Source organism: Actinophytocola sp. (assembly GCF_050699935.1).
GTDB lineage: Bacteria > Actinomycetota > Actinomycetes > Mycobacteriales > Pseudonocardiaceae > Actinophytocola.
The window spans coordinates 22,145-42,329 of record NZ_JBOHGB010000025.1 but is presented as its reverse complement, the minus strand read 5'-3'; the positions used below and the strand labels follow the sequence as shown (position 1 = coordinate 42,329).

Here is a 20,185-nt window from a genome sequence, read left to right as displayed (position 1 = left end):
TGCGGCGTCAGACGCGCCCGAGGGTCGAGTCGGTGCGCACCCTGGGCCGCAGGGTGAAGCCGGACGGCTTGAGGGTGAGGGACTCCACGATCTCGAGCCGGTAGTCCGGGTCCGGCTCGAGCTCGTAGCGCTGCAGCACCATGCCCAGCGCCAGCACGGCCTCGTGCAACGCGAACTGGCGACCGATGCACGCGCGTTCCCCGGTGCCGAACGGCTTGTACGCGTGCGCCGGACGCTTGCGCACCGCGGCCGGCTCGAACCGGTCCGGGTCGAACGACTCAGCGTCCGGGCCCCATGCCGCCGGGTCCCGGTGCAGCAGGGGGAGTGGCACGATCACCCAGTCGCCCTCGCGCATCCGGTACCTCCCGCCGAGCAGCACGTCCGCGCGGGCCTCGCGCTCGTAGCCCGGCGCGGTGGGCCACAGCCGCATCGCCTCGTCCAGCACCCGCCGGACGTAGCGCAGCTTGGCCACCTCGGCGAACTCCGGCTCGCGGTCTCCCCATACCGCGTCGACCTCGGCCTGGGCCCGGGCCAGCAGCTCGGGATGGCGGGTCAGGTAGTACAGCGCGAACGACAGCGCGCCGGAGGTCGTCTCGTGCCCGGCGACGACGAACGTGATGGCCTGGTTGCGAATGTTGACCGGGTCCAGCTTCTCTCCGGTCTCCGGGTGCCCCTCGGACAGCATCAGGCCGAGCAGGTCTCGGCTGTCCTCGCCGCTGCGACGCCGTGTCTCGATCACCTCGTCGACCAGGCCCGTCATCAGGGCGAGGTCGGCCCGGTTCTGCCGCTTCGAGCTGGCGACCATCCGCCGGACCAGTGGCAGCGGGACGTTCGACAGCTGGGCGAACCGCAGTGCGCGGATCATGGCGGCGACGAACGGGTGCGGCTCGGTGCGCTCGAACGAGCCGAACCGGTAGCCGAACCCGGCGCGCCCGATGGTCTCCAGGGTCAGCCGGGTCATGTCGGCCGAGACGTCGACCGGTCCGGTCGCGGCGTCCCAGGACGCGACGAGCTCGCGGGCGACGTCGAGCATGATCGGGTGGTAGCCGCGCATGGCCTCCGCGTGGAAGGCGGGCTGCAGAATGTCGTGCGCCAGCCGCCAGTTCGGCTCGTTCGTGTGTGCGGTGAACAGCCCGTCGCCGCCCAGGGCACGCAGGTGCTTCAGGCCGAGCCCGACGTACTTGCCGAACCTCGTCTCGTCGTTCAGCTCCGCGACCAGGTCCACGCCCGAGACGAAGACGAGCTCGAGGCCGAGGAACTTGCGGGTGAAGATTGGGCCCAGCGTCTTGCCGATGCGCACGGTGTCCTGCAACGGGGTTCGCACGTCCGCGCCGATGAGGTCGCCGATCACTGGCAGCCGACCCGGCCGGTGCGGGATGCCGGTGGTGTCCACGAGCGCCCCTCCTACTGAACTGGGATCCAATAGCGCCACAATTCCGTGTTATTGAACCGGTGTCAAGTAAGGTGGGCGGATGCGTACCAGGCTCCGCACCGAGCAGCGACGCGAGCAGTTGCTCACGATCGGCGCCCGGCTGTTCGGGAACCGGCCGTACGACGAGGTGTCGATCGAGGAGGTCGCCGAGATCGCCGAGGTCTCACGCGGCCTGCTGTACCACTACTTTCCGACGAAGAAGCAGTTCTTCGCCGAGGTCTTGCGGGCCGAGCGCGACCGGCTGCTGGAGATGAGCGCGCCCGACCCGTCGCTGCCGGTCCGCGAGCAGCTGAGCGCCGGGCTCGACGTGTACCTGGAGTTCGCCCGCACCCACCCGGACGGTTACCGGATCGTGCATCGCGCGGCGGGCGGCACCGACCCCGACCTCCGGGAGATCCGGGAGGCGGGGATGGCCGCGAACGCCGAGCGGATCGTCACCGCGCTCGGCGAGCTGACCACGATCACGGACGCGACCCGGCTCGCCGTCCACGGCTGGCTCATGTTCGTCAGCGCGGTGATCCTCGACTGGCTCGACCACCGGAGTGTGTCGCAGGTCGAGCTGCGGGCGATGTGCGAACGCGCCCTGTTCGCGGCCGTCGGCATCGAGCCCTGAGGTCTGGACGCTGGAGGTCGCCCGACCGCTACCTCGGACCTCTGGCCGGGGCGTCGAGGGTGAGCTGGCGGCGGTGGAAGTCGAAGTGCCGAGTGGGGAATCGGTACAGGTCGGCGAGGGTCATGTAGTCGGCGAAGAACGGGTCCCAGCGGGTCGGGTAGTGCATGCCGCGGGCGAGGTCGGCATCGGTCTCGGCGTCGAGCCGGCGGTGCAGCGCGGCGACGACGTGGTCGAACATGATCCCCATGCGCCGCGTGCCGAGCACGCTGCCGCCAAGCCGGGAGCCGAGATAGTTGACCGCGTCGAACGGGGTCGTGGCCGCGTTGAGCAGGCGGGCGAAGGCGCGGCCGGCGCCGTCCGGGAGCCGGCCGAAGACGCGGACGAGCGTGCCGAGCGCACGGATGATCAGGTAGCCAAGCAGCATGTGGAACAGCAGCTGCTTGTTCGTCCACTTGGTACCGTCGGACGGCCGGCGCAGTTCCGCGGGGCTCGCGGCGGCCACGAGTCGGTGGAAGGTCGCGCGGGCATCGTCGAGTTCCCGGTGCACGGTGTCGCGGGTGTCGCGGTCCACGGAGCCAGTGTCCACCCGGCGGACTGAGAGGCGCCTCAGGCGGCGGGCTGGCGCTCCTGGATCGTGCCGCCGAGGGTGCCGCGCAGCGTCTCCATGTACTCCTTCGACTTCCCGGACATCACCCACCGGTCGCCGACCAGGTCGACGCCGCCGAACGTGACGGCGTACTCCAGCCACGCCTTCTGCCCCTCGGCCGTGTCGAAGTCGAGGAACACGAAGTCGTCCTTGCCCTTCACGCAGGCGGCCTGGCGGAAGTCGGCGGCCTGGTCCTGCATCTTCGCCGTGCACCCGACCGCCGCGGCGAGCTGCCGCACGGTGTAGCGCTTGGTGGGCGCGATGCTCGTGCTGCTGGTGGCGGTCCTGGCCGCCTTCTCCGGGACCTTCTCCGCCGCCTTGTCCGCCGTCGTGCTACCGGCGTCGCTGCCACACCCGCCGGCGAGGAACACCGACACGGCGGCGGCGACGACCGCGGCGAGCCGCAGGCTGCCCGGCGGTCGGACGCGGCCCGTCGCGGCACCTGCTCGTGAGGTGTGTCGGTGAGTCACACCTACTTATACGGAACGCGTGGGGTCGAGCGTTCACCTGAGCGGATGTTCCGCCACGAGGGATTCGGGGGCCGACAACCGCCACGCCTCGTAGACCAGCTCGGTGAGCTCCCGCAGGTCGATCTTCTCCAGGTAGACGACGACCCACCCGAACCCGCCCGCGGTGAACTGCACCTCGAACACGTCCGGCCGTTCGGAGACCAGGGCCAGCTGCTCGGACAGCGTCTGCTTCAGGCCGACGGTCCGGGTCCGCGGCCAGTGGTAGCCGAACCGCTTGCCGCGCACGCTGAACGACATGTAGTCCCGCGCCTGGCCGTGCTCGACCTCGGCGAGTTTGCCGACCATCCGCAGGAACCGATCGCTGGACACACCCACGACCGAGATTCTTCCGCACCCCACCGACATTCCCGCGCGTCGGTGCCGGGCCGGGCCGTGACAGCATCCGCGGTCGTGCATCCCGACCTGTCCGCCGGCCTGTGCGCGCGGCTGCGTGAGGCGTTCCTGACCGCCGGCTACACGTCGGCCGGCGTCTTCGAAGCGCTCGCTGCCCAGGCGCACGCCGCGCTCGGCCGGGGCGAGCCCGAGGCCGCCCGCCGGGCCAGCCGGGACGCCGGCGCACTCGGCACGCTGATCCGGTTGTTCCTGGTGGGCGATGCCGAGCCCGAGCGCGACGTGCGTGCCGCGCTCGCACCGGTCGGCCGCGACGAGTCGGTCGCGAACGAGGTCCTCACCCCGAACGGGCGAGCGGGCCTGGACATCCGTCCGTACGAGCGGGACTGGTGGGTGATCTCCGACCTCGACGCCGGTCCGCGCCGCGGCGCGGTGCGCGGGGACCACGTGCTGGGGGTCGGCCACGCCTCGGTCAGCCTCGCCCGCGCCACGGCTCGCCGCCCGGTCGGCACGCTCCTCGACCTCGGCACCGGCTGCGGGGTCCAGGCGCTGCACGAGAGCCGGCACGCGCGGACGATCAACGGCGACGGACGTGTCGCCGCGCGCCCTCGCGCTCGCCGCGGGCACGTTCCGGCTGAACGAGCTCGACACCGAGCTGCTGCGGGGGCAGTGGTTCGACCCGATGCGAGGCCGCCGGTTCGACCAGATCGTGTGCAACCTGCCGTTCGTCGTCGGCCCGCCGCGCGTGGACCACGTCTACCGCGACTCCGGCCTGGCCGGCGACGGCGCGAGCGCGCTGGTGGTCCGCCGGATGCGCGAGCACCTGGCGGACGGCGGCGTCGGTCAGCTGCTCGCGTCCTGGCTGCACCGCGCGGGCGAGGACTGGGCGGACCGCGTCACGTCGTGGCTGCCGGGCGGGGTGGACGCGTGGTCGTGCAGCGTGACGTCGCCGATCCCGCGCTGTACGTGGGCACCTGGCTGCGGGACGCGGGCGTCGACCCGTGGTCGCCCTCGGGCCGGGAGAAGGCGCGGGCGTGGCTGGACTGGTTCGCGGACAACGATGTCGAGGGTGTCGGCTTCGGCTACGTCACGCTGCGCCGCACGGACGAGCCGGACACCGAGATCGTGTGCGAGGACCTGCCGCACGCCTACGACGACCCGCTCGGGCCGGAGACCTCCCGCTGGCTGGACGCCGTCGCGTGGCTTCGGGCGCACGGCGACCGCCTGCTGGAGACGCCGTTCACCGTGTCACCGGACGTGGTGCTGGAGGAGGTCAGCGCACCCGGCGAGGACGGCCGGCTGCCCGTCGTGCGGCGGCTGCACCGCACCGACGGCCCCGGCTGGCGCCACGTGCTGGACGAGCCGACCGCGAAGCTGCTCGCCGGCTGCCGCGGCGCGCTGCCGCTGGGGGACGTGCTGGCGCTGCTCGAGCTTGCCTACGGCGACGTCGACACGCGGGCGGTCGTGCCGATCGTGCACGACCTCGTGCTGCACGGGATGCTCGTGCCGGCCTCCGACCCACCTCGGGCGGCCCGCTAGATTGCCGGCATGGAGTCGGCGGACGGGGCGGTCGAGATCTACACCGACGGCGCGTGCTGGGGGAATCCGGGACCGGGCGGGTGGGGCGTCGTGCTCCGGTACGGCACGCACGAGAAGACGCTGTGCGGCGGGGAGGCCGGGGACACCACGAACAACCGCATGGAGCTGACCGCGCCCATCGAGGCACTGACCCACCTCACCCGGCCGGCGGTCGTGCGCTTGTACACCGACAGCACCTACGTGCGCAACGGCATCACCAAGTGGGTCGCCAACTGGAAGCGCAACGGCTGGCTGACCACGGCCAAGCAGCCGGTGAAGAACGACGACCTGTGGCGCCGGCTCGACGAGGCCGCCGTCCGGCACGAGATCGTCTGGCACTGGGTCAAGGGCCACGCCGGCCACTCCGGCAACGAGCACGCGGACCGGCTCGCGCTGGCCGGCCTGGAGCAGGCGTTGCGGGAGTCCGGCGTCGACCCGGCGACCTACCGCACCCCGCGCCGCGCGGGCGCGACCTCAACGGTCCGGCGCCAGGCGTCCACCACGAGGGTCGGCCGCATCCCCACCGACTCGTAGAGGCCCAGCGCCGGGGTCGTGTTGTTGGTGTCGACGTGCAGGATCGTGCCGGCCCGGCCCGCGGCGGCGTCGGTCGCGAAGGCGTGGCGCAGCAGGAACTTCGCAACACCACGGCCTCGTGCCTCGTGCAGCACGCCGAGCTCCGCGACGTAGCCGCAGTTCTCGTCGGCGGCGTACCGGTCGTTGCACTCGAGCACGGCGGCCGGGCGTCCGTCCACCTCGGCCACCCACAACTGGCTCCAGTCGAACGTGGACATCCGCTCGTGGCTCTCGTGCCAGGTGCCGTAGGGCTTGGGCACGTAGCCGAAGTGCTCGGTGAACGCCGCGGTCAGGATGGCGTGCGCCGCCTCGCGGACGGCCGGCTCGGTGCCCTGCCGCATGACCAGGCCGTCTGGCGGCCGCGGCGCCTCGACGTGCCCGGCGTGGTCAACGCACATGCGGTGGAAGGTCGTCGCCACGCGGAAACCGTGCGCGGCCGCCTGCTCTCGCAACGGCTCGTCGGCCCGGTACACGCCGTGGCCGACCGTCACCCGCGCATGCCCGCGTGCCCGCCCCAGCTCCCGGGCCCGGTCCAGCGCCCACGCGAACAGCCAGCGGGAGACCGCCGCCCGCGACGCCACCACGTCGATCTCGACCTTCTCGCTGTCGCCGCGCGCGATCACCACCGCGAACCCGGCCGCCGTGCCCCGCGCGTCGAACACCAGGCGCGCGTCGTGCTCGGGCTCGAACCCCGGCTCGGTCAGCTCGTCGCGCACGTCGTCCTCGGTGCAGTCGGCGAAACCCAGGACGGTGTGCGTGTACTCGCGCACCAGCCCGGCGATCGTCCCGACGTCGTCGAGCCCGGGCGCGCGGGCGCCGTACCCGTCCGGAAGTGTGTCGGCCACGCCGTGATGGTCCGCGCCGCGAGGCGGTCCTGTCGACGGAGTTTTCGGCCCCCCAGGTCAGCGGCGGTAGGAGCGGCCGTAGGGGTCGGCGGCCGGCTGTGGGACCGGCGACGGCCCGCGGCGGCTGAGGATGGCGCCGATGATCACGAAGGCGCCGCCGATCGCGCACACGGTCCACACCACGACGCCGAGCGTGCCGGTGAGCGCGTCGTAGAACGGCCCCGCGAGCTCGGGTGACTGGCTGCGGGCGGTGACCTGGCCGCGCGCTATCGCCTGGAACAGCACGACCAGCAGCATCGCGACGACGAGGCCGAAGCCGGTGACGACCAGCGTCATGCCGCGGCGTGCGGACAGCGCCAGTCCGAGGACGATCAGGGCGACGGCGGCGATCGGGAGCACGACGCTGAGCGTCTCCAGGAGGTCGAACGCGGGCACCGCCTGGCGTACCGCGGGGCCGGACATCACCTGGACCCGTGCGTCGACCTCCGGGATCTGGTCGGCCAGCGGCACGCCGTCGGCGACGAAGCGGGCCTTCACGTCGGCCGCGACCCCGCCGAGGTCGAGCACGACCGCGTCGCCCTCGACGGCCACGTTGCCCTCCTCGCCGCGGAGCAGGGCGAGCAGCTGGGGGTGCACCGTCTCGTTCAGCTCGACCCAGGCCGGCTGGAACTGGTCACTCTCCACGAAGTTCGTGATGCTGGTGTCCACGACCTGCCGTGCGGCCTGCGGCACGTTCTCGCCGAACGCCGCGGACAGCTGGTCGGCAACGGCCGACTGGACCGCGGGTTCGTCGGCGAGCGGGGTCACCGCCTCCAGATAGCTCTCCCGGTCGGTGACCTCACCGACCAGCACGTACGCCGCGACCGCCGGCGCGGCGAGCAGACATCCCAACAACACCAGCACGGTGGCGAACCCGGTACGGAACACCGGCGCACCCTAACGCCCGCGGCGCGGGTCACCCTCTCGCGGTGTCCCATACTTGACCCCATGCGCCCTTCCGACTGTCCGTCCACAGTGGTTTGATCATGACCGGGGAGCTGGTGGCGCACGTGCGGGAGGCGTTCGGATGGGACGAGGACGTCGTCGTGTCCCCGGGGCCCCGTGGGGCGTTGGGGCAGATCTGGCGGCTGGAGGTCGGCACGAGACGCTTCGCGCTCAAGGAGATCTTCGCCGAGCCGCCGTCCGCGGCCGCGATCGAGGCTGAGCTGGCGTTCGTGCGCCGGGCCGCCCGGGCGGGGGTGCGGCTGCCGGCGAGCCATCCCGACCGTTCGGGTCGCATCCTGCTCACCACCCCGTCCGGGAGGTGGCTGCGCCTCTACGACTGGGTGGACCTGCGGCCGGTCGACCTCACCTCGCCGGCCACCCCGGGCCGGCTCGGCAGGCTGCTCGCGAGCCTGCACCGCTGCGCCCCGGCGGCGACCGGGCCCTCCGAGCCTTGGTACGACCACGTTCCCGCCACCCGCGAATGGCCGGCGCCGGACGCGCCGTGGGCGACGCGGCTCGCCGAGTGCCTGGCCACCCTGCCCGAGCTCTGCGCCGGGGTCACCCCGGCCGATCCCGCCGGGATGCTCGTCTGCCACCGTGACCTGCACCCGGAGAACGTGCTCGCCGACCCCGGCCGTGAGCTGGTGGTCGTCGACTGGGACGACCTCGGGCCGGTCGAGCCCGGCCGGGAGCTGGCCCGGGCGCTGTTCGACTGGTTCTGCGACGGTCCGGCCGACCTCGACGCCATGCGGGAGATGTACGCGGAGTACGTGCGCGCGGGCGGACCCGGCCGCATCACCGGGCCGGCGGACTTCACCATGCTCCTCGCGACCCGGCTGAACTTCCTCCTGGCGCAGACGAGGGTCGCGCTGGACCCGCTGGCCGAGCCGCGGCACCGCGCCTGGGCCGAACGCGAGATCGATGAGGCGCTGCGCATCCTGCCGACCCCACCGCAGCTCGCCGCCGCGCTGGCCCTCACCTGACGGCCGGGGCCCACGTCGCCTTGCGCCCGGTCGCCGGCGCACGACCGGGGCGGCGCGAGTGGCCGACCGCTGGCGAAGCTGAGTCGATGCGCCGCGGCGGTGCGTTCGCGTCACCCGACCTGGCTTACATTGTGGGTGGTCCGAGCGTGAGAGGTCCCGATGGTCGAGCGGCGGGTGCGGGGTGGCGCGCGGTCGTCGCTCGGGCGGGTGCAGGCATACCTGGGGCGGTGCGGTGCCGCGGACGCGCTGGCCAACCGGGAGCGCTTCGGCGGGGTGACGTTGCAGGGCGTGCACGGGCTCAAGGTGGCCCGGGTGCTGGCCCGCGCGGGTGCGCTCGCCGGGGTGGATCTCGATCCGGCCGCCTACCTCGCGCGTGGGCGCACCAGGGCGCCGGTCGTCGAGGGGCAGTTGGGGCTCGACCTCGACCTGCCCGTGTTCGACTGGGTCGAGGCGCAGGCCGAGCTCGGGGTGCCGGTCGTGCGAACCGCCGGGCCGCGGCTGCGGGTGGGACAGGTCGACGAGCTGAAGGCTGAGCTGCACCGCGACTACCCCGTACCGGTCTCCGTGACGCTCGCGCTCGACGCGGGCTGGCTCGGGTCGCGGCACAGCGGGGCCCTCGCCGAGCAGCTGCGCGCCGCCGACCGCGACGTCTCGCTCGTCCTCGGCGCACCGTTCGACCCGGTCGACTCCTCCTACAAGGTCCTCGGGCTGCGCCGGCTGCTGCGCTGGTCCTCCCGGACCGGACGCCGGCTCGAGCTGCTGCGCACCGGCCCCATCGGCATCCCCGCCATCGCCGCCGGCGCGAACCTCGCGGCCATCGGGCTGTCCTCCTCCACTCGGCACCTCGGCGGGCCCGTCGCCCGGCGCGCGGACGGAGTCCGGCCCAGGCGCAGCCCGCAGGTGTTCGTACCGCGGCTGCTGCACTGGCAGCGCGGCATCGACCTGCGGGGCACCGAGGTCACCGACTGCGGATGCGCCGCCTGCGCGCGTGCCGGGTCGGGCCTGCGGCGCTTCGACCTCGCCTACGACACCCCGGTACCCGCCGACGTGCGGACCGCCGCCCGGGAGCACGACTCGCACGCGCTCGCCGGGCTCGTGCACAGGGTCATGGGCGCGGCCGATCCCAGGGATGAGCTCGCCCGGCTGCGCCAGGACGCGCGGGAACTCGCCGCCGACGTCGACATCGTCGTGCCGAAGTGGCTGGGCAGCTGGGACTAGGGCACTGGCAGGCGGCTAGTCGACGATGCTCTTGAAGAAGTCGCCGATCGCCCGGATGCCGCTCATGATCCAGCCGAGGATGGCCTGCACGCCGTCGCCCAGCTGCGTCGGGTGCACGAGGAGGGTGTACACCAGCACGGCCGCCGCGATCAGCAGCAGGGCCTTCTTGACGTCCATGTGCTCCTCAGCTCACGTCCGGATGACGACTCACACGATCCCGTTCCGTTGTGTCGAACCTAGGCGATGGCTCCGGCGCATGATCAATAGCCCCATCAGGTGACAGCCCGACCAGTGTGCGCGCGGAACGCGGCCCCTGCCACCGCTAGATCCTCCCAGGCCATGCCGACCGACTTGAACACCCGCGGTCGTCCCTGGTCCGGCCGCACCTCGCCGCGCACGAGCTCGGTCAGCGACCGGAGCGCGAGCTCCCCGGACCGCTCGGCCAGCACCACGTCGCCGGCCTCCCGCCGCGCGGTCGCCACATCCTCGACGACGACGGTGGAGCGCCGCATCGCGGAGTCGTCGAGCTCCCGTGCGTCCGGGGTGTGCGACCCCATCGCGATGACCGTCGCGTGCGGGGCCAGCCGGTCGCCGCCGAACAGCGGCGTCCGCGCCGAGGTCGCGCACACGACGAGGTCCGCACGCTCGACGGCGTCGGCCGCCGCGAGGTGTGCGGGATGCCCGCGCGCCAGGCACTCGTGCCGGAACGCCTCCGTCGCCGCCCGGGTCCGCCCGGCCACGTCGACTCGTTCGACCGGCCGGACCGTGCGGAGCGCGTCGAGGTGCGCGAGGGCCTGCGGTCCGGTGCCGAACACCAGCAGCCGGCGCAGGCCGGGCGCGGTGAGCAGGTCGGCGGCGAGCGCGGACACCGCCGCCGTGCGCAGCAGGGTCAGCGCGGCGCCGTCGACGACCGCGAGCGGCAGGAGCGTCCGGGCGCTGCACAGCAGGTAGCTGCCGGTGATCCGCGGCTGGCCGCGGTCCGGGTTGCCGGGCGCGACACCGGCCACCTTCACGCCGGCGAACTCCGCGTTCTCGGCCGGCATGAGGAGGAGTTCGCCCGCCCCCACGGGGACCCGCGACCGTGCGGGCGCCGGGTCGGACACCGCCCCGGCGAGCACCGCCTCGTGCAGGACGGCGACGGCTCGCTCGGCCGGCACCAGCCCGGCGAGCCGCGCTCCGTCGATCAGCACTGGCGGCACGCCCGATTGTCCTTTGTGGAGGCTCATCAGCCGGACGTCTCGGTCGTGGCGTGCGGGGCGCCGACCGGTTTGGACTCGGGGGAGCCGCGCTGTCGCAAGTAGACGCTCAGCACGGCCATCGACCCGAGGGCGAGGAACTCGGACTGCCAGTTCTGCAGTGTCCGGTTCCAGAAGTCCGCGCTCGCCAGGTACGCCGGCCACGACACCGCATCGGCGAGTTGGCTGAGCTGTTCCCCGTTGTACGCGCTGAGCCCGGCGACCGACTGGGCCAGCCAGGACAGCAGGAACAGGCCACCCATCACCAGGCACAGCGAGCGGGAGAACACGGCGGTGCGCCACCCGCCGGCCCGCGCCCACCTCGGAGAGTCCGCGGTGGCGTGCCGGCCCACGAGCTGCTTCTCGTCGGACTCGGGGCCGATCTCCTCCGGTCGCTTGGACTCCGGCGAGCCGCGCTGCACCAGCCACACGGTGGCGAGGACGTAGAGGAAGAACTGGAGGTACTCCGACTGCCAGTTCTCCGCGACGTCGACCGCGAAGTCGGACGTCGTCAGGAAGCTCCAGAACGAGATCGACTGGCCGCCCTCGAGCTGCTGGCGATGGTTGAAGTCCACGTGCCCGGCGACGGCCTGGCCGACCAGCGTCACGAGGAACAACAGTCCGAATACGACACCGAGCCCGTTGTCCCGGAGGAACCGTTTCATCCTGTCTCACAATCGAAGCAGCCCGACGACGATGAAGAACGCCAGGCCCGCGAGCACGGCGCCGAGGTAGACCACGAGGATCGCTCGCCGAACCAGGAGGCGCATCATGCCGCCAGTAGACAGTCGTGGGTGTCGTCGGTCCCGCGCGTGCATCCGGCGGCACTGACCCGCCAGCCGACGTTCAGCTCGACCAGGAACAGCGTGCCGGCCGACGCGTGTGCCTGCGCGCGGTCGCCCCACACCGTCACCTCGTCGACCGTGCCACCGGCGATGTCCACCGACTCGAGCGCGGTCGCGCAGGGCGTTCCCTCGGAGTATTCGAGGTCCTCCCGGGTGTCCGTCGCGAGCAGCGCGCACGCGGCGCCGAGATCGCCCTCGCCCATCGCCGCGAGGAAGCTCGTGGCGATGGCGGTCGAGTCGGTCTCGCGCTGGCCCGTGGCGCACCCGGCGCACATGACCACGGCGGCCGCCACCACGCCCAGCCGGGAGATCAGCACGTCGCGATCCTCGGCGGCCAGCCTGGCCGTGTCAATTCAACAGGCCGTCAATGCGGCTACCCGAAGTGACCAAACGACCTATGACAGTCACCCACGCGTGGTAAATTTCCGCACTGTGACGTCGGTGCGTACGCGTAGCTCGATGCTCCCCGCCCTCATCGCCGCCATCGTCGGTACGGTCACCGCCGGCGCGGCGACGCTGCTGGTCGGCCTCGATGACTCGCGGACCTCCGGCGGTGCCCCCGTCGCGATGGCCGACACCGATTCGTTCATGGAGGACGCGGTCGTCGACCTCGTCAACGAGCAGCGAGTCCGGGCCGGCTGCGAGCCGCTCGTCGTGGACCCGCGCCTGGCCGACGCCGCCGAGAAGCACAGCCGGGACATGGCCCAGCGGGGCTACTTCGCCCACACCACCCCGGAGGGCCTCACGTTCCGGGACCGGATCCGGACCGCGGGCTACCCGAACCCGGGCACCGCCGAGAACATCGCACGCGGCCAGCGCAACGCCGAGCAGGTGATGAAGAGCTGGATGGCTTCCGACGGCCACCGGGCGAACATCGTGAACTGTGAGTTCTCCCGGGTGGGTGTCGGGCTTCACGGGAACGGCATGTACTGGACCCAGGACTTCGGCAAGGTGTGACGCCCTCCGCGCACCACAGCCGTCGGCCGCCACGACGGGTCAGCTCTCGCCGGGCTCTGGGGTCGTCGTCCGGAGGTCGGCGGCGGCGACCGGGCGGCCCAGGTGGTAGCCCTGGGCCAGGTCGCACTCGAGCCGGCGCAGTATGTCGAGCTGGTGCGCCTGCTCGACGCCCTCCGCGACCACGGCGAGGTCGACCGCGTGCGCCATCGCGATGATGCTGGTGACGATCGCCTCGGCGTCCGCGGAGTGGCCGAGCCCCGCGGTGAACGTCTGGTCGATCTTGAGCGTGTCGAGGGGGAGGGTCAGCAGCTGGGCGAGCGAGGAGTACCCGGTGCCGAAGTCATCGATCGCCAGGTGCGAGCCGAGGTCGCGCAGCGCGACGAGGGTTCGCGCGGCGGTGTCCGGGTCGCGCATGATCGCGCTCTCGGTGATCTCCAGGCACAGCGCGCTCGACGGTAGCCCGGTCGCCCGTGTCGCGTCGCGCACCGACGGCACGAGGTGGGGGTCGTCGAGCTGGCGCGCGGAGAGGTTCACGGTCAGCCGCAGGCCGGGGTGCGCGGCACGCAGGCCGACGATCTCCGCGGTCGCCGTCCGGAGCATGTGCGTGCCGATGATGTTGATCAGGTCGCTCTCCTCGGCGATCGGGATGAACTCGCCGGGGGAGATCGGTCCGTAGCGGGGGTGCGTCCAGCGCAGCAGGGCCTCGACCGCCGTGACCTGGTCGGTGCGCAGGTCGACGATGGGTTGGTAGGCCAGCCACAGCTGGCCGTCCCGCGGGGCGTCACGCAGGTCCTGCTCCAGCTGCAGCCGGCGCTGGCTGCGCTCGCGCAGGTTGATGTCGAAGAACGCGTGCCGCCCGCGGCCCCGCGTCTTCGCCTGGTACATCGCCAGGTCCGCGTCGCGGAGGAGGTCCTCGCCGTCGCGCGTGTCGTCCCGATCGGCGATCACGATGCCGACGCTCGCGTCGATGTGCAGGTTCCGGCCGTCGACGGCGACCGGCTCGTTCAGCTCGCGGCGGATGTGTTCGGCGAGCCCCGTCGCGTCGTCGGCGCTGCGCACGTCGGAGGCGATGACCGCGAACTCGTCGCCACCGAGCCTGCTGACCGTGTCGCCCCGGCGGGTGCCCGCGTGCAGCCGGGTGCCGACGATCTGCAGCACCTTGTCGCCGACGCTGTGCCCGAGCGAGTCGTTGATGACCTTGAACTTGTCCAGGTCGATGAACAGGACCGCGGTCGATCCCGTGCACCGGGCGCGGGCCGACGGGCTGAGCCGGTCGATGGCCACGGTCCGGTTGTGCAACCCGGTCAGCGCGTCGTGGGTGGCCTCGTGCTCGCGCCGCCGCTCGATCCGCCGCCGCTCGGTGATGTCGGTCATCGAGACGACCACCGCCGCGGGCAGGTCCCCGTCCGGGTTCAGCGCACGGCAGCTCATCGACAGCCAGACCAGGCGGCCGTCCGGCCGGGCCACGCAGATGATCTGCCCGTTGCGTGGCTGCCCCGTCTGTCGCGTGTGGAGGGTCGGGTACCTCGACTGCGGGATGCGCTCGCCGGCCTCGTCGTAGATCTCGGCCAGCGAGGTCGGCTGGCCGAGGGCGTCCTGCTCGCTGATGCCGAGGATGCGCTCCGCCGCGGGGTTGACCGACTCGACATGCCCGGTCGCGCTGACGACGATGACGCCTTCCTCGATGGCCGCGACCACCGTGGTGAAGTGCTGCTCCGCGCGCCTGCGAGCGGTCTCGTCGGCGCAGATGAGCACGTAGCCGTCGGGCATCCGGGCCACCGACACGCGGACCGCCAGGGCGCAGCCGTCCGACCGGCGGTGCACGGCCTGGACGACACCGCCCGCGTCGAGGATGGCGGCGGGGTCCAGGGGCGCGCCGACGACCTTGTCGATCGGCTGACCGATCGCGGCGTCCGCGTCCAGGCCGTACACGGCCTCCGCGCTCGGGTTCCAGCTCGTCACCACGCCCCGGGCGGTCGTCGCGATGAGCGCGTCGCTGACGTGGGCGACCAGCGCGGCCTGGTACTGCAGGGCCGCCGCGGCGGCCTTCTGGGCCGTCACGTCGCGCATGATCACCTGGTAGGCCGAACGCCCCTCCCAGGTGGTGCGCACCGAGACCGACTCGACGTCGACGATTCCGCCGTCCAACCGCGTGAGCGTGACCTCGGCGGACTCGCTCGTCGCGCCGGGCTCGGTCAGCTCCGAGATGCGGCGCAGCATCCCGGAGACCGAGTCCGGATGGACGAAGTCGACGATGGGCAGGCCCACGATCTCGGCGGTGGACCTGGCCCCCACGAACCGGACCGTCGCCGGGTTCGCGTACAACACCCGGCCGCCCTCGTGCACGACGATCGCGTCCGGGGTCAGGTCGACGAGCAGCCGGTACCGGTCGGTGAGGTCGTCCAGTGCCTGCCGCTGGTCGTGCCGGCCGCTCACATCGGTCGCGATGCCGACCAGGCTCCGGCGGCCGGGCTGCCCGGACAGGCGTGCGCGGAACTGGAGCCAGCGCACGTTGCCGCCCGGGTTCTCGCACGGCTGCTCCAGCTCGAACCCCTGCCACACGGGGGCCGTCCGGGCGGCGATCGTCAGCGGGGCGACCAGTTCGGCCAGCCGAGACCGCACGAGCCCGTCGTCCGCGCCGCCCAGGCCCAGCATGTCGTCCAGCCCCGGCATCCAGGTGAGTCGATCGGTGGCCAGGTCGAACCACCACACCACGGCGGACCCGGCCGACAGCGCCAGCTCGACCACCAGCTCATGGTCGAGCTTCGCGTCACCCATGAGCCCGTGGAAGTCGTGGCGTCCAGGCCCCATTTTCTGTCCAATCCGTAGTGGGCGTGGCCATTGTGGAGTTTGCCCGCGTCCCCCGCGAACCCACCCACCCTAGAGGTGCGTCCCGCACGTCTTTCACCAGCCGCGGTCTTGACATCCGAGAATTCCTACACGGGAGCCGCGGCGGGACGGTTGTTTGTGGAACGGGGGTTCCCGACGGACGGAAATTACAGGTGACGGACCGGGAAAGGCCCGAAGTCGGGCGGCCGTGCCCGGCCCGGTGCCGAGTTACGATTGCCAGGTCGACGTTGACAAGCTTGCCAAAGCGGTGTGTCGACGTGAGGTCCCGCGGTGCATATTGACCCTCGAGTCGAGAGCGAACAGAGGATGACTGCGCAACGAGTGGGAATCTGCGGTATCGGCATAGTCAGCGGGTATGGATGGGGGCGAGAACTGTTATGGGACGGCCTGATGTCCGGAAAGCCGGCCGCCACGGCGGCGTCTGGGCTCGGGCCGGCACCGGGTGACACGGCGTGGGCGGCACGCGTGCCGGACGGCGGGGACCCGCGCGACGGCGCGAGCCGGTTCGCGCGCGCGATGCGCGCGGCCGCACGGGAAGCCATCGTGGATGCCGGGCTGCGCGGCTGGAGTCCCGGCCGGCGTGTCGGCCTGCTGCACGCGGTCGTGCTGGGGGAGGTGGATCTGTGGCGGGATTTCTACACCACTCGGGACGGGACGCTGTCGGTGCACGAATACCTGGCGCTGATGCCGTCCACACCGATGTCCATGCTCATGCAGGAATACGGATTCCACGGCCCGGCGATGACCGTGTCGGCAATGTGCGCCTCCGGCAACGCCGGCCTGATCACCGCGAAGTCCTGGCTGGACGCGGGTGTCGTCGACGACGTGGTCTTCGTGGCCACGGACCTGTCGCTCACCCCGGAGAACATCCTGCACTTCGTCCGGCTCGGGGTGGCGGTCATCGACGCCGAGCCGCTGGAGGCGTGCCGGCCGTTCCAGCAGGGCAGCAGGGGCTTCATCATGGGCGAGGCGTCGGTGTCCTTCGTGGTCTCCGCCCGCGCCGGCCGCCCGTACGCGGAGACGCTCGGCGGCGCGATGTCCCACGACGCGCACCACGTGACCTCGATCGACCCGGCGCTCACGCAGGTCGTCAACTGCATCCGGGACGCGCTGGACAACACCGGGGTGCCGGCGTCGGCCGTGCGCTACCTCAACGCCCACGGGCCCGGCACCCTGCAGTGCGACCGCGCGGAGGCCGCGGTGCTGGAGCGGCTCTTCCCGGCGCGGACCAACATCTACTCGGTCAAGCCGCTTACCGGACACTGCCAGGGCGCGGCCTCGGCCGTCGAGGTGGCGGTGACCGCGCTGGCGTACGACCGGGGCGTGGTGCCCGCGCCGCCGACCGTGGCCCCCGGGCATCCACAGCTGCTCGACGGCCCGACGCCGATCACGGGCGGCATCACGGTCAAGTCCTCGCTCGGCATGGGCGGGCACAACTCCGCGGTCGTACTCGCCCCGCCCGCGTGACCGCCGACGCCGTCAGCGGACGCGGGGCCCGTCACCCGCGGCCACGGTCGTACCACCGAAGACGCCCCCGGCCCGCGCCCCGGGCACGCCGGCGGGAAGCGACCACGCCGCGGCGATCACGATGAGCCAGAGCGCGTCGGGCAGGTTCACCCCGACCGGATGGCCGCTGTCGCCGTCCAGCAGCCACACGGCGAGGATCCCCAGTGCGGCCACCACCGCGATCCGCGCGGTGCTCACGAGCCCGGCCCGCAGCGACCGGCCCGCCACGGTCCCGGCCACGCCCGCGACGAAGAACCCCGCCACGGGGGCGAGCAGCAGGTAGCTGAGCACGTCGTCCCGGTCCACGTCCATCCGCGCGTACAACCACACCCCACCGGCGAGCAGGAGTCCGGCGCACGTCCCCACCAGCCGGCCGGCCCGGTCCGCGGCGGCCCGGGCCGCGGCACCCGGGTGGCCCACCCGCAGCCGGCGAGCAGCACGGCCAGGGCGACCGCGTCGACGGGCCCGAACTCGGCGGCGGTCGACGGGTGGGTCGCCAGCAGGTCCGCGACGAGCCACCCGCCGCCACCGACACCGGCGAGGCCGACCGCGCCGCCCAGGGGATCGATCCGCCGTCCCCGCGCCACGGCGAGCGTGCCCAGCACCCCGACGATCACGGCGAACGCCACCGCGAACGTCGACAGCTCGGGCAGCGTCGCGCCGACCGCGTACCCCGTGGCCACGACCGCCGCCACCGCCACCGCGACCGCGGCGGCCACGGGCACGGGCACCCGCGTACGGGCGCGGGGCCGGAACATCGCTGCCGCCGCGCATCCCACGGCGACCGCCACCGCGTCGCCCGCCCCGGCACCTGGTCCAGCTCGGCGAGCATGGCCGCCCCAGTCGCGTCGCTCCGCCGGCGCCGAGCCGACCGCGACGGCGAGCAGCCGTGCCGGACCATCCAAAGTAGACAGTCGGATCCGGTGGCACGCCACCAGGCCCGCCACAGGATCCGGGCGGCGAACACCGACGGGACGGTCAGCACGGTCCACAGCAGAAACCGGCCACAGCCACGAGCTCGCCGACCGCGAGTCGCCCGACGCACCGAGGAGTCCGACCAGGACGGGGCGCCAACGCGATCACGAGCGCGGAGACCGCGTTGGCGCCCCAGAGTCATGACTCCGCAAGCCGCATCCTCGGGGCCGGTCGCGCGTGCCGCCCGGCGGCCAGCTCGCTCGCGAACGTCACGCCGGGCCCGGTGAGCCGGTAGAGGTGTCTCGGCGGCCGGCCCGCGGGCGGCCGCTCCTCCCAGCGGGTCTCGAGGAGCCCGCGGTCGGCGAGGCGCATCAGGATCGGGTACCTGGACCCGGCTCTGAGGTCGAGCAGCTGGCACAACTCGTAGCCGTACCGGCAACAGTCGCCGGCCGGGGGAGGTCAGTCACGCCGGACGGAGAAGCCCTTGCAGCCCTCCGACAGGACGTTGCCGCTCAGCGCGTCGACGTTCGGCTCGACCGGGCTCGTCACCTCGAGGTCCACCATCACGTAGTCCGACGGCCGCTCGATCCACTTGTTCTGCTTGAACAGCAGGCGATCGCCGTCGTAGGCGCCGATCATCTCGTAGCTGCCCTGCTGGGCGCTCGGGTTCTCCGACACCGGGAAGAACTCGAACACGACCTTCACCGACGCCTCGTCGATCGGCTCGATGGCGAGCGTCAGCCCGGTCTCGCCCTGCAGGCAGGTGTACTCGCCGGCCCACGTGCCCACGAGTGGACCCAGGTCGCCGTCGACGGACGCGTCGCCCGTGGGCTCGTCGGACTCGGACGGCGCGGCGGTGGTCTCCGCGGCGTCATCACCGCCGCCGGCCGCGCCGGCGACCGGCGTCCCGGCGACGGGCTTGCTGCAGGCCGCGGTCAGCAGCGACGCCGTCACCAACACCGCCACCAACGGCGCTGACCAGCGGCGAGAAGGTCTGTCGGTCATCGATCCTCCGGCGTCCCGGCGTGGGTGTCCGTACCGTCCGGGGACATCCTGCCCACTCGACGTCCGTCGCGTTCGGCTATTCGCCAGATCGGGTCGTGGCCGCGTCCCAGGATCTGGAAAACGCGACGACGCCGTCGGGGGTGTCGCGGAGTATGCGGGCATGGCCACCATGCACGTCGACCGGGCCGGTCCCGGTCCGCTTCCGCGGTTGCGCCTGGTCGCGCTGGCCGGGCGGGCGCTGGGTGCGGTGCCGCCACCCGTGCACGTGCTGGCCGGCATCCTCAGCGTGCAGCTCGGCGCGGGTCTGGCGAAGCTCCTGTTCTCCACGGTCGGCAGCATGGGCGCGGTCGCGCTGCGGTTGTTCTTCGCCGCGCTGGTGTTGCTGCTGGTGTGGCGGCCGTCGGTACGGATGGGGCGACGTGCGTGGGCGGTGGTCGTCGGGTACGGCGTGGTGCTCGGCGCCATGAACATGTGCTTCTACCTCGCGCTGGAGCGGGCGCCACTGGGCATCGTGGTGACGATCGAGTTCCTGGGGCCGCTAGCGGTGGCCATCGGCGGCTCGCGGCGGCTGCTGGACGGGCTGTGGGCGCTGCTCGCCGCCGGCGGCGTGGTGCTGCTGGCCGAGGGACGCGGCGACGTGGAGCTGGCCGGCATCCTGCTCGCCCTCGCGGCCGCCGCGTGCTGGGCCGGCTACATCCTGCTCAGCGCGGCACTCGGCCGGCACACCGCCGACGGAGGCGGCCTCGCGCTCGGCATGGTCCTGGCGGCGGTGGTCGCCGTACCGGTCGGGGTCGTCGACGGTGGCACTGCGCTGCTCGAGCCGTGGGTGCTGCTCGCCGGGCTCGGGGTCGCGCTGCTCTCGTCGGTCATCGTGTACTCACTGGAGCTGGAGGCGCTGCGCCGGATGCCGCCGAAGGTGTTTGGGGTCCTGATGAGCCTCGAGCCCGCGGTCGCCGTTCTCGTCGGGCTGGTCATCCTCGGCGAGGTCCTCGGTTCGGTGCAGTGGCTGGCGGTGTCCCTCGTCGTCGCCGCGTCGGTGGGCGCGACCAGGATGGCGCGCCCGGAGATCTGACCCGGTCCCTCGGCCCACCGGAGGAATTGATCTAGGCTGCGGACTCGTCCGTGGTGTGCGCGCAGGGA

21 protein-coding genes and 2 pseudogenes are annotated in these 20,185 nt (G+C 72.6%); 8 read left to right on the top strand and 15 right to left on the bottom strand.

The genetic code is table 11. From position 1 onward, the window contains the following. Nucleotides 1-7: 7 nt before the first annotated feature. Nucleotides 8-1,393, bottom strand: coding sequence for a cytochrome P450 (locus tag ACRDTB_RS11675; RefSeq protein WP_431430110.1), 1,386 nt, complete (start codon nt 1,391-1,393; stop codon nt 8-10). A gap of 79 nt (nt 1,394-1,472) precedes the next feature. On the opposite strand from ACRDTB_RS11675, the gene ACRDTB_RS11670 reads away from it, so the two are divergent. Continuing rightward, nucleotides 1,473-2,045, top strand: a complete 573-nt coding sequence (locus ACRDTB_RS11670; RefSeq protein ID WP_431430109.1) for a TetR/AcrR family transcriptional regulator — start codon at nt 1,473-1,475, stop codon at nt 2,043-2,045. A gap of 28 nt (nt 2,046-2,073) precedes the next feature. On the opposite strand, the gene ACRDTB_RS11665 is transcribed toward ACRDTB_RS11670, so the two are convergent. From ACRDTB_RS11665 to ACRDTB_RS11655, 3 genes are read right to left on the bottom strand one after another with little or no spacing between them, the layout of a single operon-like run. Next, the gene (locus tag ACRDTB_RS11665; RefSeq protein ID WP_431430108.1) at nt 2,074-2,616 is read right to left on the bottom strand and encodes a DinB family protein; all 543 of its coding nucleotides are present in this window, start codon (nt 2,614-2,616) and stop codon (nt 2,074-2,076) included. Nucleotides 2,617-2,651: 35 nt separating this feature from the next. Beyond that, nucleotides 2,652-3,161, bottom strand: a complete 510-nt coding sequence (locus tag ACRDTB_RS11660) for a hypothetical protein (RefSeq protein ID WP_431430107.1) — start codon at nt 3,159-3,161, stop codon at nt 2,652-2,654. 33 nt (nt 3,162-3,194) lie between these two features. Next, nucleotides 3,195-3,536 carry an MmcQ/YjbR family DNA-binding protein gene (locus ACRDTB_RS11655; protein ID WP_431430106.1) on the bottom strand — a complete coding sequence of 114 codons (342 nt, stop codon included), beginning with the start codon at nt 3,534-3,536 and terminating at the stop codon, nt 3,195-3,197. 75 nt (nt 3,537-3,611) lie between these two features. On the opposite strand from ACRDTB_RS11655, the pseudogene ACRDTB_RS11650 reads away from it, so the two are divergent. Further along, a pseudogene (locus tag ACRDTB_RS11650) lies at nt 3,612-5,090 on the top strand (DUF7059 domain-containing protein). Nucleotides 5,091-5,099: 9 nt separating this feature from the next. Next, nucleotides 5,100-5,663, top strand: a complete 564-nt coding sequence (rnhA, locus tag ACRDTB_RS11645; RefSeq protein WP_431430105.1) for a ribonuclease HI — start codon at nt 5,100-5,102, stop codon at nt 5,661-5,663. Here rnhA and ACRDTB_RS11640 read toward each other — a convergent pair. Beyond that, nucleotides 5,573-6,547, bottom strand: a complete 975-nt coding sequence (locus tag ACRDTB_RS11640) for a GNAT family N-acetyltransferase (protein ID WP_431430104.1) — start codon at nt 6,545-6,547, stop codon at nt 5,573-5,575. The genes rnhA and ACRDTB_RS11640 overlap by 91 nt on opposite strands. Nucleotides 6,548-6,604: 57 nt before the next feature. After that, a complete protein-coding gene (locus tag ACRDTB_RS11635) occupies nt 6,605-7,474 on the bottom strand; it encodes a hypothetical protein (protein ID WP_431430103.1) in 870 nt (289 codons plus the stop codon). Between the two features lie 98 nt (nt 7,475-7,572). Here ACRDTB_RS11635 and ACRDTB_RS11630 point away from each other — a divergent pair, with 98 nt between their 5' ends. Then, entirely contained in the window at nt 7,573-8,514 is a 942-nt protein-coding gene (locus tag ACRDTB_RS11630; protein ID WP_431430102.1) for a phosphotransferase enzyme family protein, read from the top strand. Between the two features lie 159 nt (nt 8,515-8,673). Next, complete coding sequence (locus tag ACRDTB_RS11625) at nt 8,674-9,732, top strand: hypothetical protein (protein ID WP_431430101.1); 1,059 nt, start codon at nt 8,674-8,676, stop codon at nt 9,730-9,732. A 15-nt stretch (nt 9,733-9,747) separates the two neighbouring features. Here ACRDTB_RS11625 and ACRDTB_RS11620 read toward each other — a convergent pair whose 3' ends face one another. From ACRDTB_RS11620 to ACRDTB_RS11605, 4 genes are all read right to left on the bottom strand, one after another. Beyond that, entirely contained in the window at nt 9,748-9,909 is a 162-nt protein-coding gene (locus tag ACRDTB_RS11620; RefSeq protein WP_431430100.1) for a hypothetical protein, read from the bottom strand. A 95-nt stretch (nt 9,910-10,004) separates the two neighbouring features. Continuing rightward, nucleotides 10,005-10,931, bottom strand: coding sequence for an ornithine cyclodeaminase family protein (locus tag ACRDTB_RS11615; RefSeq protein ID WP_431430099.1), 927 nt, complete (start codon nt 10,929-10,931; stop codon nt 10,005-10,007). Nucleotides 10,932-10,957: 26 nt separating this feature from the next. Then, a complete protein-coding gene (locus ACRDTB_RS11610; protein ID WP_431430098.1) occupies nt 10,958-11,632 on the bottom strand; it encodes a DUF6766 family protein in 675 nt (224 codons plus the stop codon). 104 nt (nt 11,633-11,736) lie between these two features. Continuing rightward, complete coding sequence (locus ACRDTB_RS11605; RefSeq protein WP_431430097.1) at nt 11,737-12,129, bottom strand: hypothetical protein; 393 nt, start codon at nt 12,127-12,129, stop codon at nt 11,737-11,739. A gap of 124 nt (nt 12,130-12,253) precedes the next feature. Here ACRDTB_RS11605 and ACRDTB_RS11600 point away from each other — a divergent pair, with 124 nt between their 5' ends. Then, nucleotides 12,254-12,769: a CAP domain-containing protein gene (locus ACRDTB_RS11600; protein ID WP_431430096.1), complete on the top strand. Its 516-nt coding sequence runs from the start codon at nt 12,254-12,256 to the stop codon at nt 12,767-12,769. 39 nt (nt 12,770-12,808) lie between these two features. Here the strand turns inward: ACRDTB_RS11600 and ACRDTB_RS11595 are convergent, their stop codons facing one another. Continuing rightward, nucleotides 12,809-15,580 carry a sensor domain-containing protein gene (locus tag ACRDTB_RS11595; protein ID WP_431430095.1) on the bottom strand — a complete coding sequence of 924 codons (2,772 nt, stop codon included), beginning with the start codon at nt 15,578-15,580 and terminating at the stop codon, nt 12,809-12,811. 345 nt (nt 15,581-15,925) lie between these two features. On the opposite strand from ACRDTB_RS11595, the gene ACRDTB_RS11590 reads away from it, so the two are divergent. Beyond that, a complete protein-coding gene (locus ACRDTB_RS11590; protein ID WP_431430094.1) occupies nt 15,926-17,086 on the top strand; it encodes a beta-ketoacyl synthase N-terminal-like domain-containing protein in 1,161 nt (386 codons plus the stop codon). Between the two features lie 12 nt (nt 17,087-17,098). Here the strand turns inward: ACRDTB_RS11590 and ACRDTB_RS11585 are convergent, their stop codons facing one another. From ACRDTB_RS11585 to ACRDTB_RS11570, 4 genes and pseudogenes are all read right to left on the bottom strand, one after another. Then, complete coding sequence (locus tag ACRDTB_RS11585; protein WP_431430093.1) at nt 17,099-17,365, bottom strand: hypothetical protein; 267 nt, start codon at nt 17,363-17,365, stop codon at nt 17,099-17,101. Then, entirely contained in the window at nt 17,320-18,072 is a 753-nt protein-coding gene (locus ACRDTB_RS11580) for a hypothetical protein (RefSeq protein ID WP_431430092.1), read from the bottom strand. The genes ACRDTB_RS11585 and ACRDTB_RS11580 overlap by 46 nt, the downstream gene beginning before the upstream one ends. 166 nt (nt 18,073-18,238) lie before the next feature. Continuing rightward, nucleotides 18,239-18,463: pseudogene (locus ACRDTB_RS11575) on the bottom strand (helix-turn-helix transcriptional regulator); the annotation flags it as partial. A gap of 36 nt (nt 18,464-18,499) precedes the next feature. Beyond that, nucleotides 18,500-19,045: a hypothetical protein gene (locus ACRDTB_RS11570; protein WP_431430091.1), complete on the bottom strand. Its 546-nt coding sequence runs from the start codon at nt 19,043-19,045 to the stop codon at nt 18,500-18,502. 160 nt (nt 19,046-19,205) lie between these two features. Here ACRDTB_RS11570 and ACRDTB_RS11565 point away from each other — a divergent pair, with 160 nt between their 5' ends. Further along, nucleotides 19,206-20,117 (top strand): EamA family transporter, encoded by a 912-nt coding sequence (locus ACRDTB_RS11565; protein WP_431430090.1) that lies wholly within the window; start codon nt 19,206-19,208, stop codon nt 20,115-20,117. Nucleotides 20,118-20,185 lie beyond the last annotated feature (68 nt).

Coding starts and splice junctions, on each gene's coding strand:
- ACRDTB_RS11570 (WP_431430091.1), bottom strand. CDS start 19,045: ATGACCGACAGACCTTCTCGCCGCTGGTCAGCGCCGTTGGTGGCGGTG.
- ACRDTB_RS11625 (WP_431430101.1), top strand. CDS start 8,674: ATGGTCGAGCGGCGGGTGCGGGGTGGCGCGCGGTCGTCGCTCGGGCGG.
- rnhA (WP_431430105.1), top strand. CDS start 5,100: ATGGAGTCGGCGGACGGGGCGGTCGAGATCTACACCGACGGCGCGTGC.
- ACRDTB_RS11590 (WP_431430094.1), top strand. CDS start 15,926: ATGACTGCGCAACGAGTGGGAATCTGCGGTATCGGCATAGTCAGCGGG.
- ACRDTB_RS11630 (WP_431430102.1), top strand. CDS start 7,573: ATGACCGGGGAGCTGGTGGCGCACGTGCGGGAGGCGTTCGGATGGGAC.
- ACRDTB_RS11565 (WP_431430090.1), top strand. CDS start 19,206: ATGGCCACCATGCACGTCGACCGGGCCGGTCCCGGTCCGCTTCCGCGG.
- ACRDTB_RS11670 (WP_431430109.1), top strand. CDS start 1,473: ATGCGTACCAGGCTCCGCACCGAGCAGCGACGCGAGCAGTTGCTCACG.
- ACRDTB_RS11610 (WP_431430098.1), bottom strand. CDS start 11,632: ATGAAACGGTTCCTCCGGGACAACGGGCTCGGTGTCGTATTCGGACTG.
- ACRDTB_RS11620 (WP_431430100.1), bottom strand. CDS start 9,909: ATGGACGTCAAGAAGGCCCTGCTGCTGATCGCGGCGGCCGTGCTGGTG.
- ACRDTB_RS11595 (WP_431430095.1), bottom strand. CDS start 15,580: ATGGGGCCTGGACGCCACGACTTCCACGGGCTCATGGGTGACGCGAAG.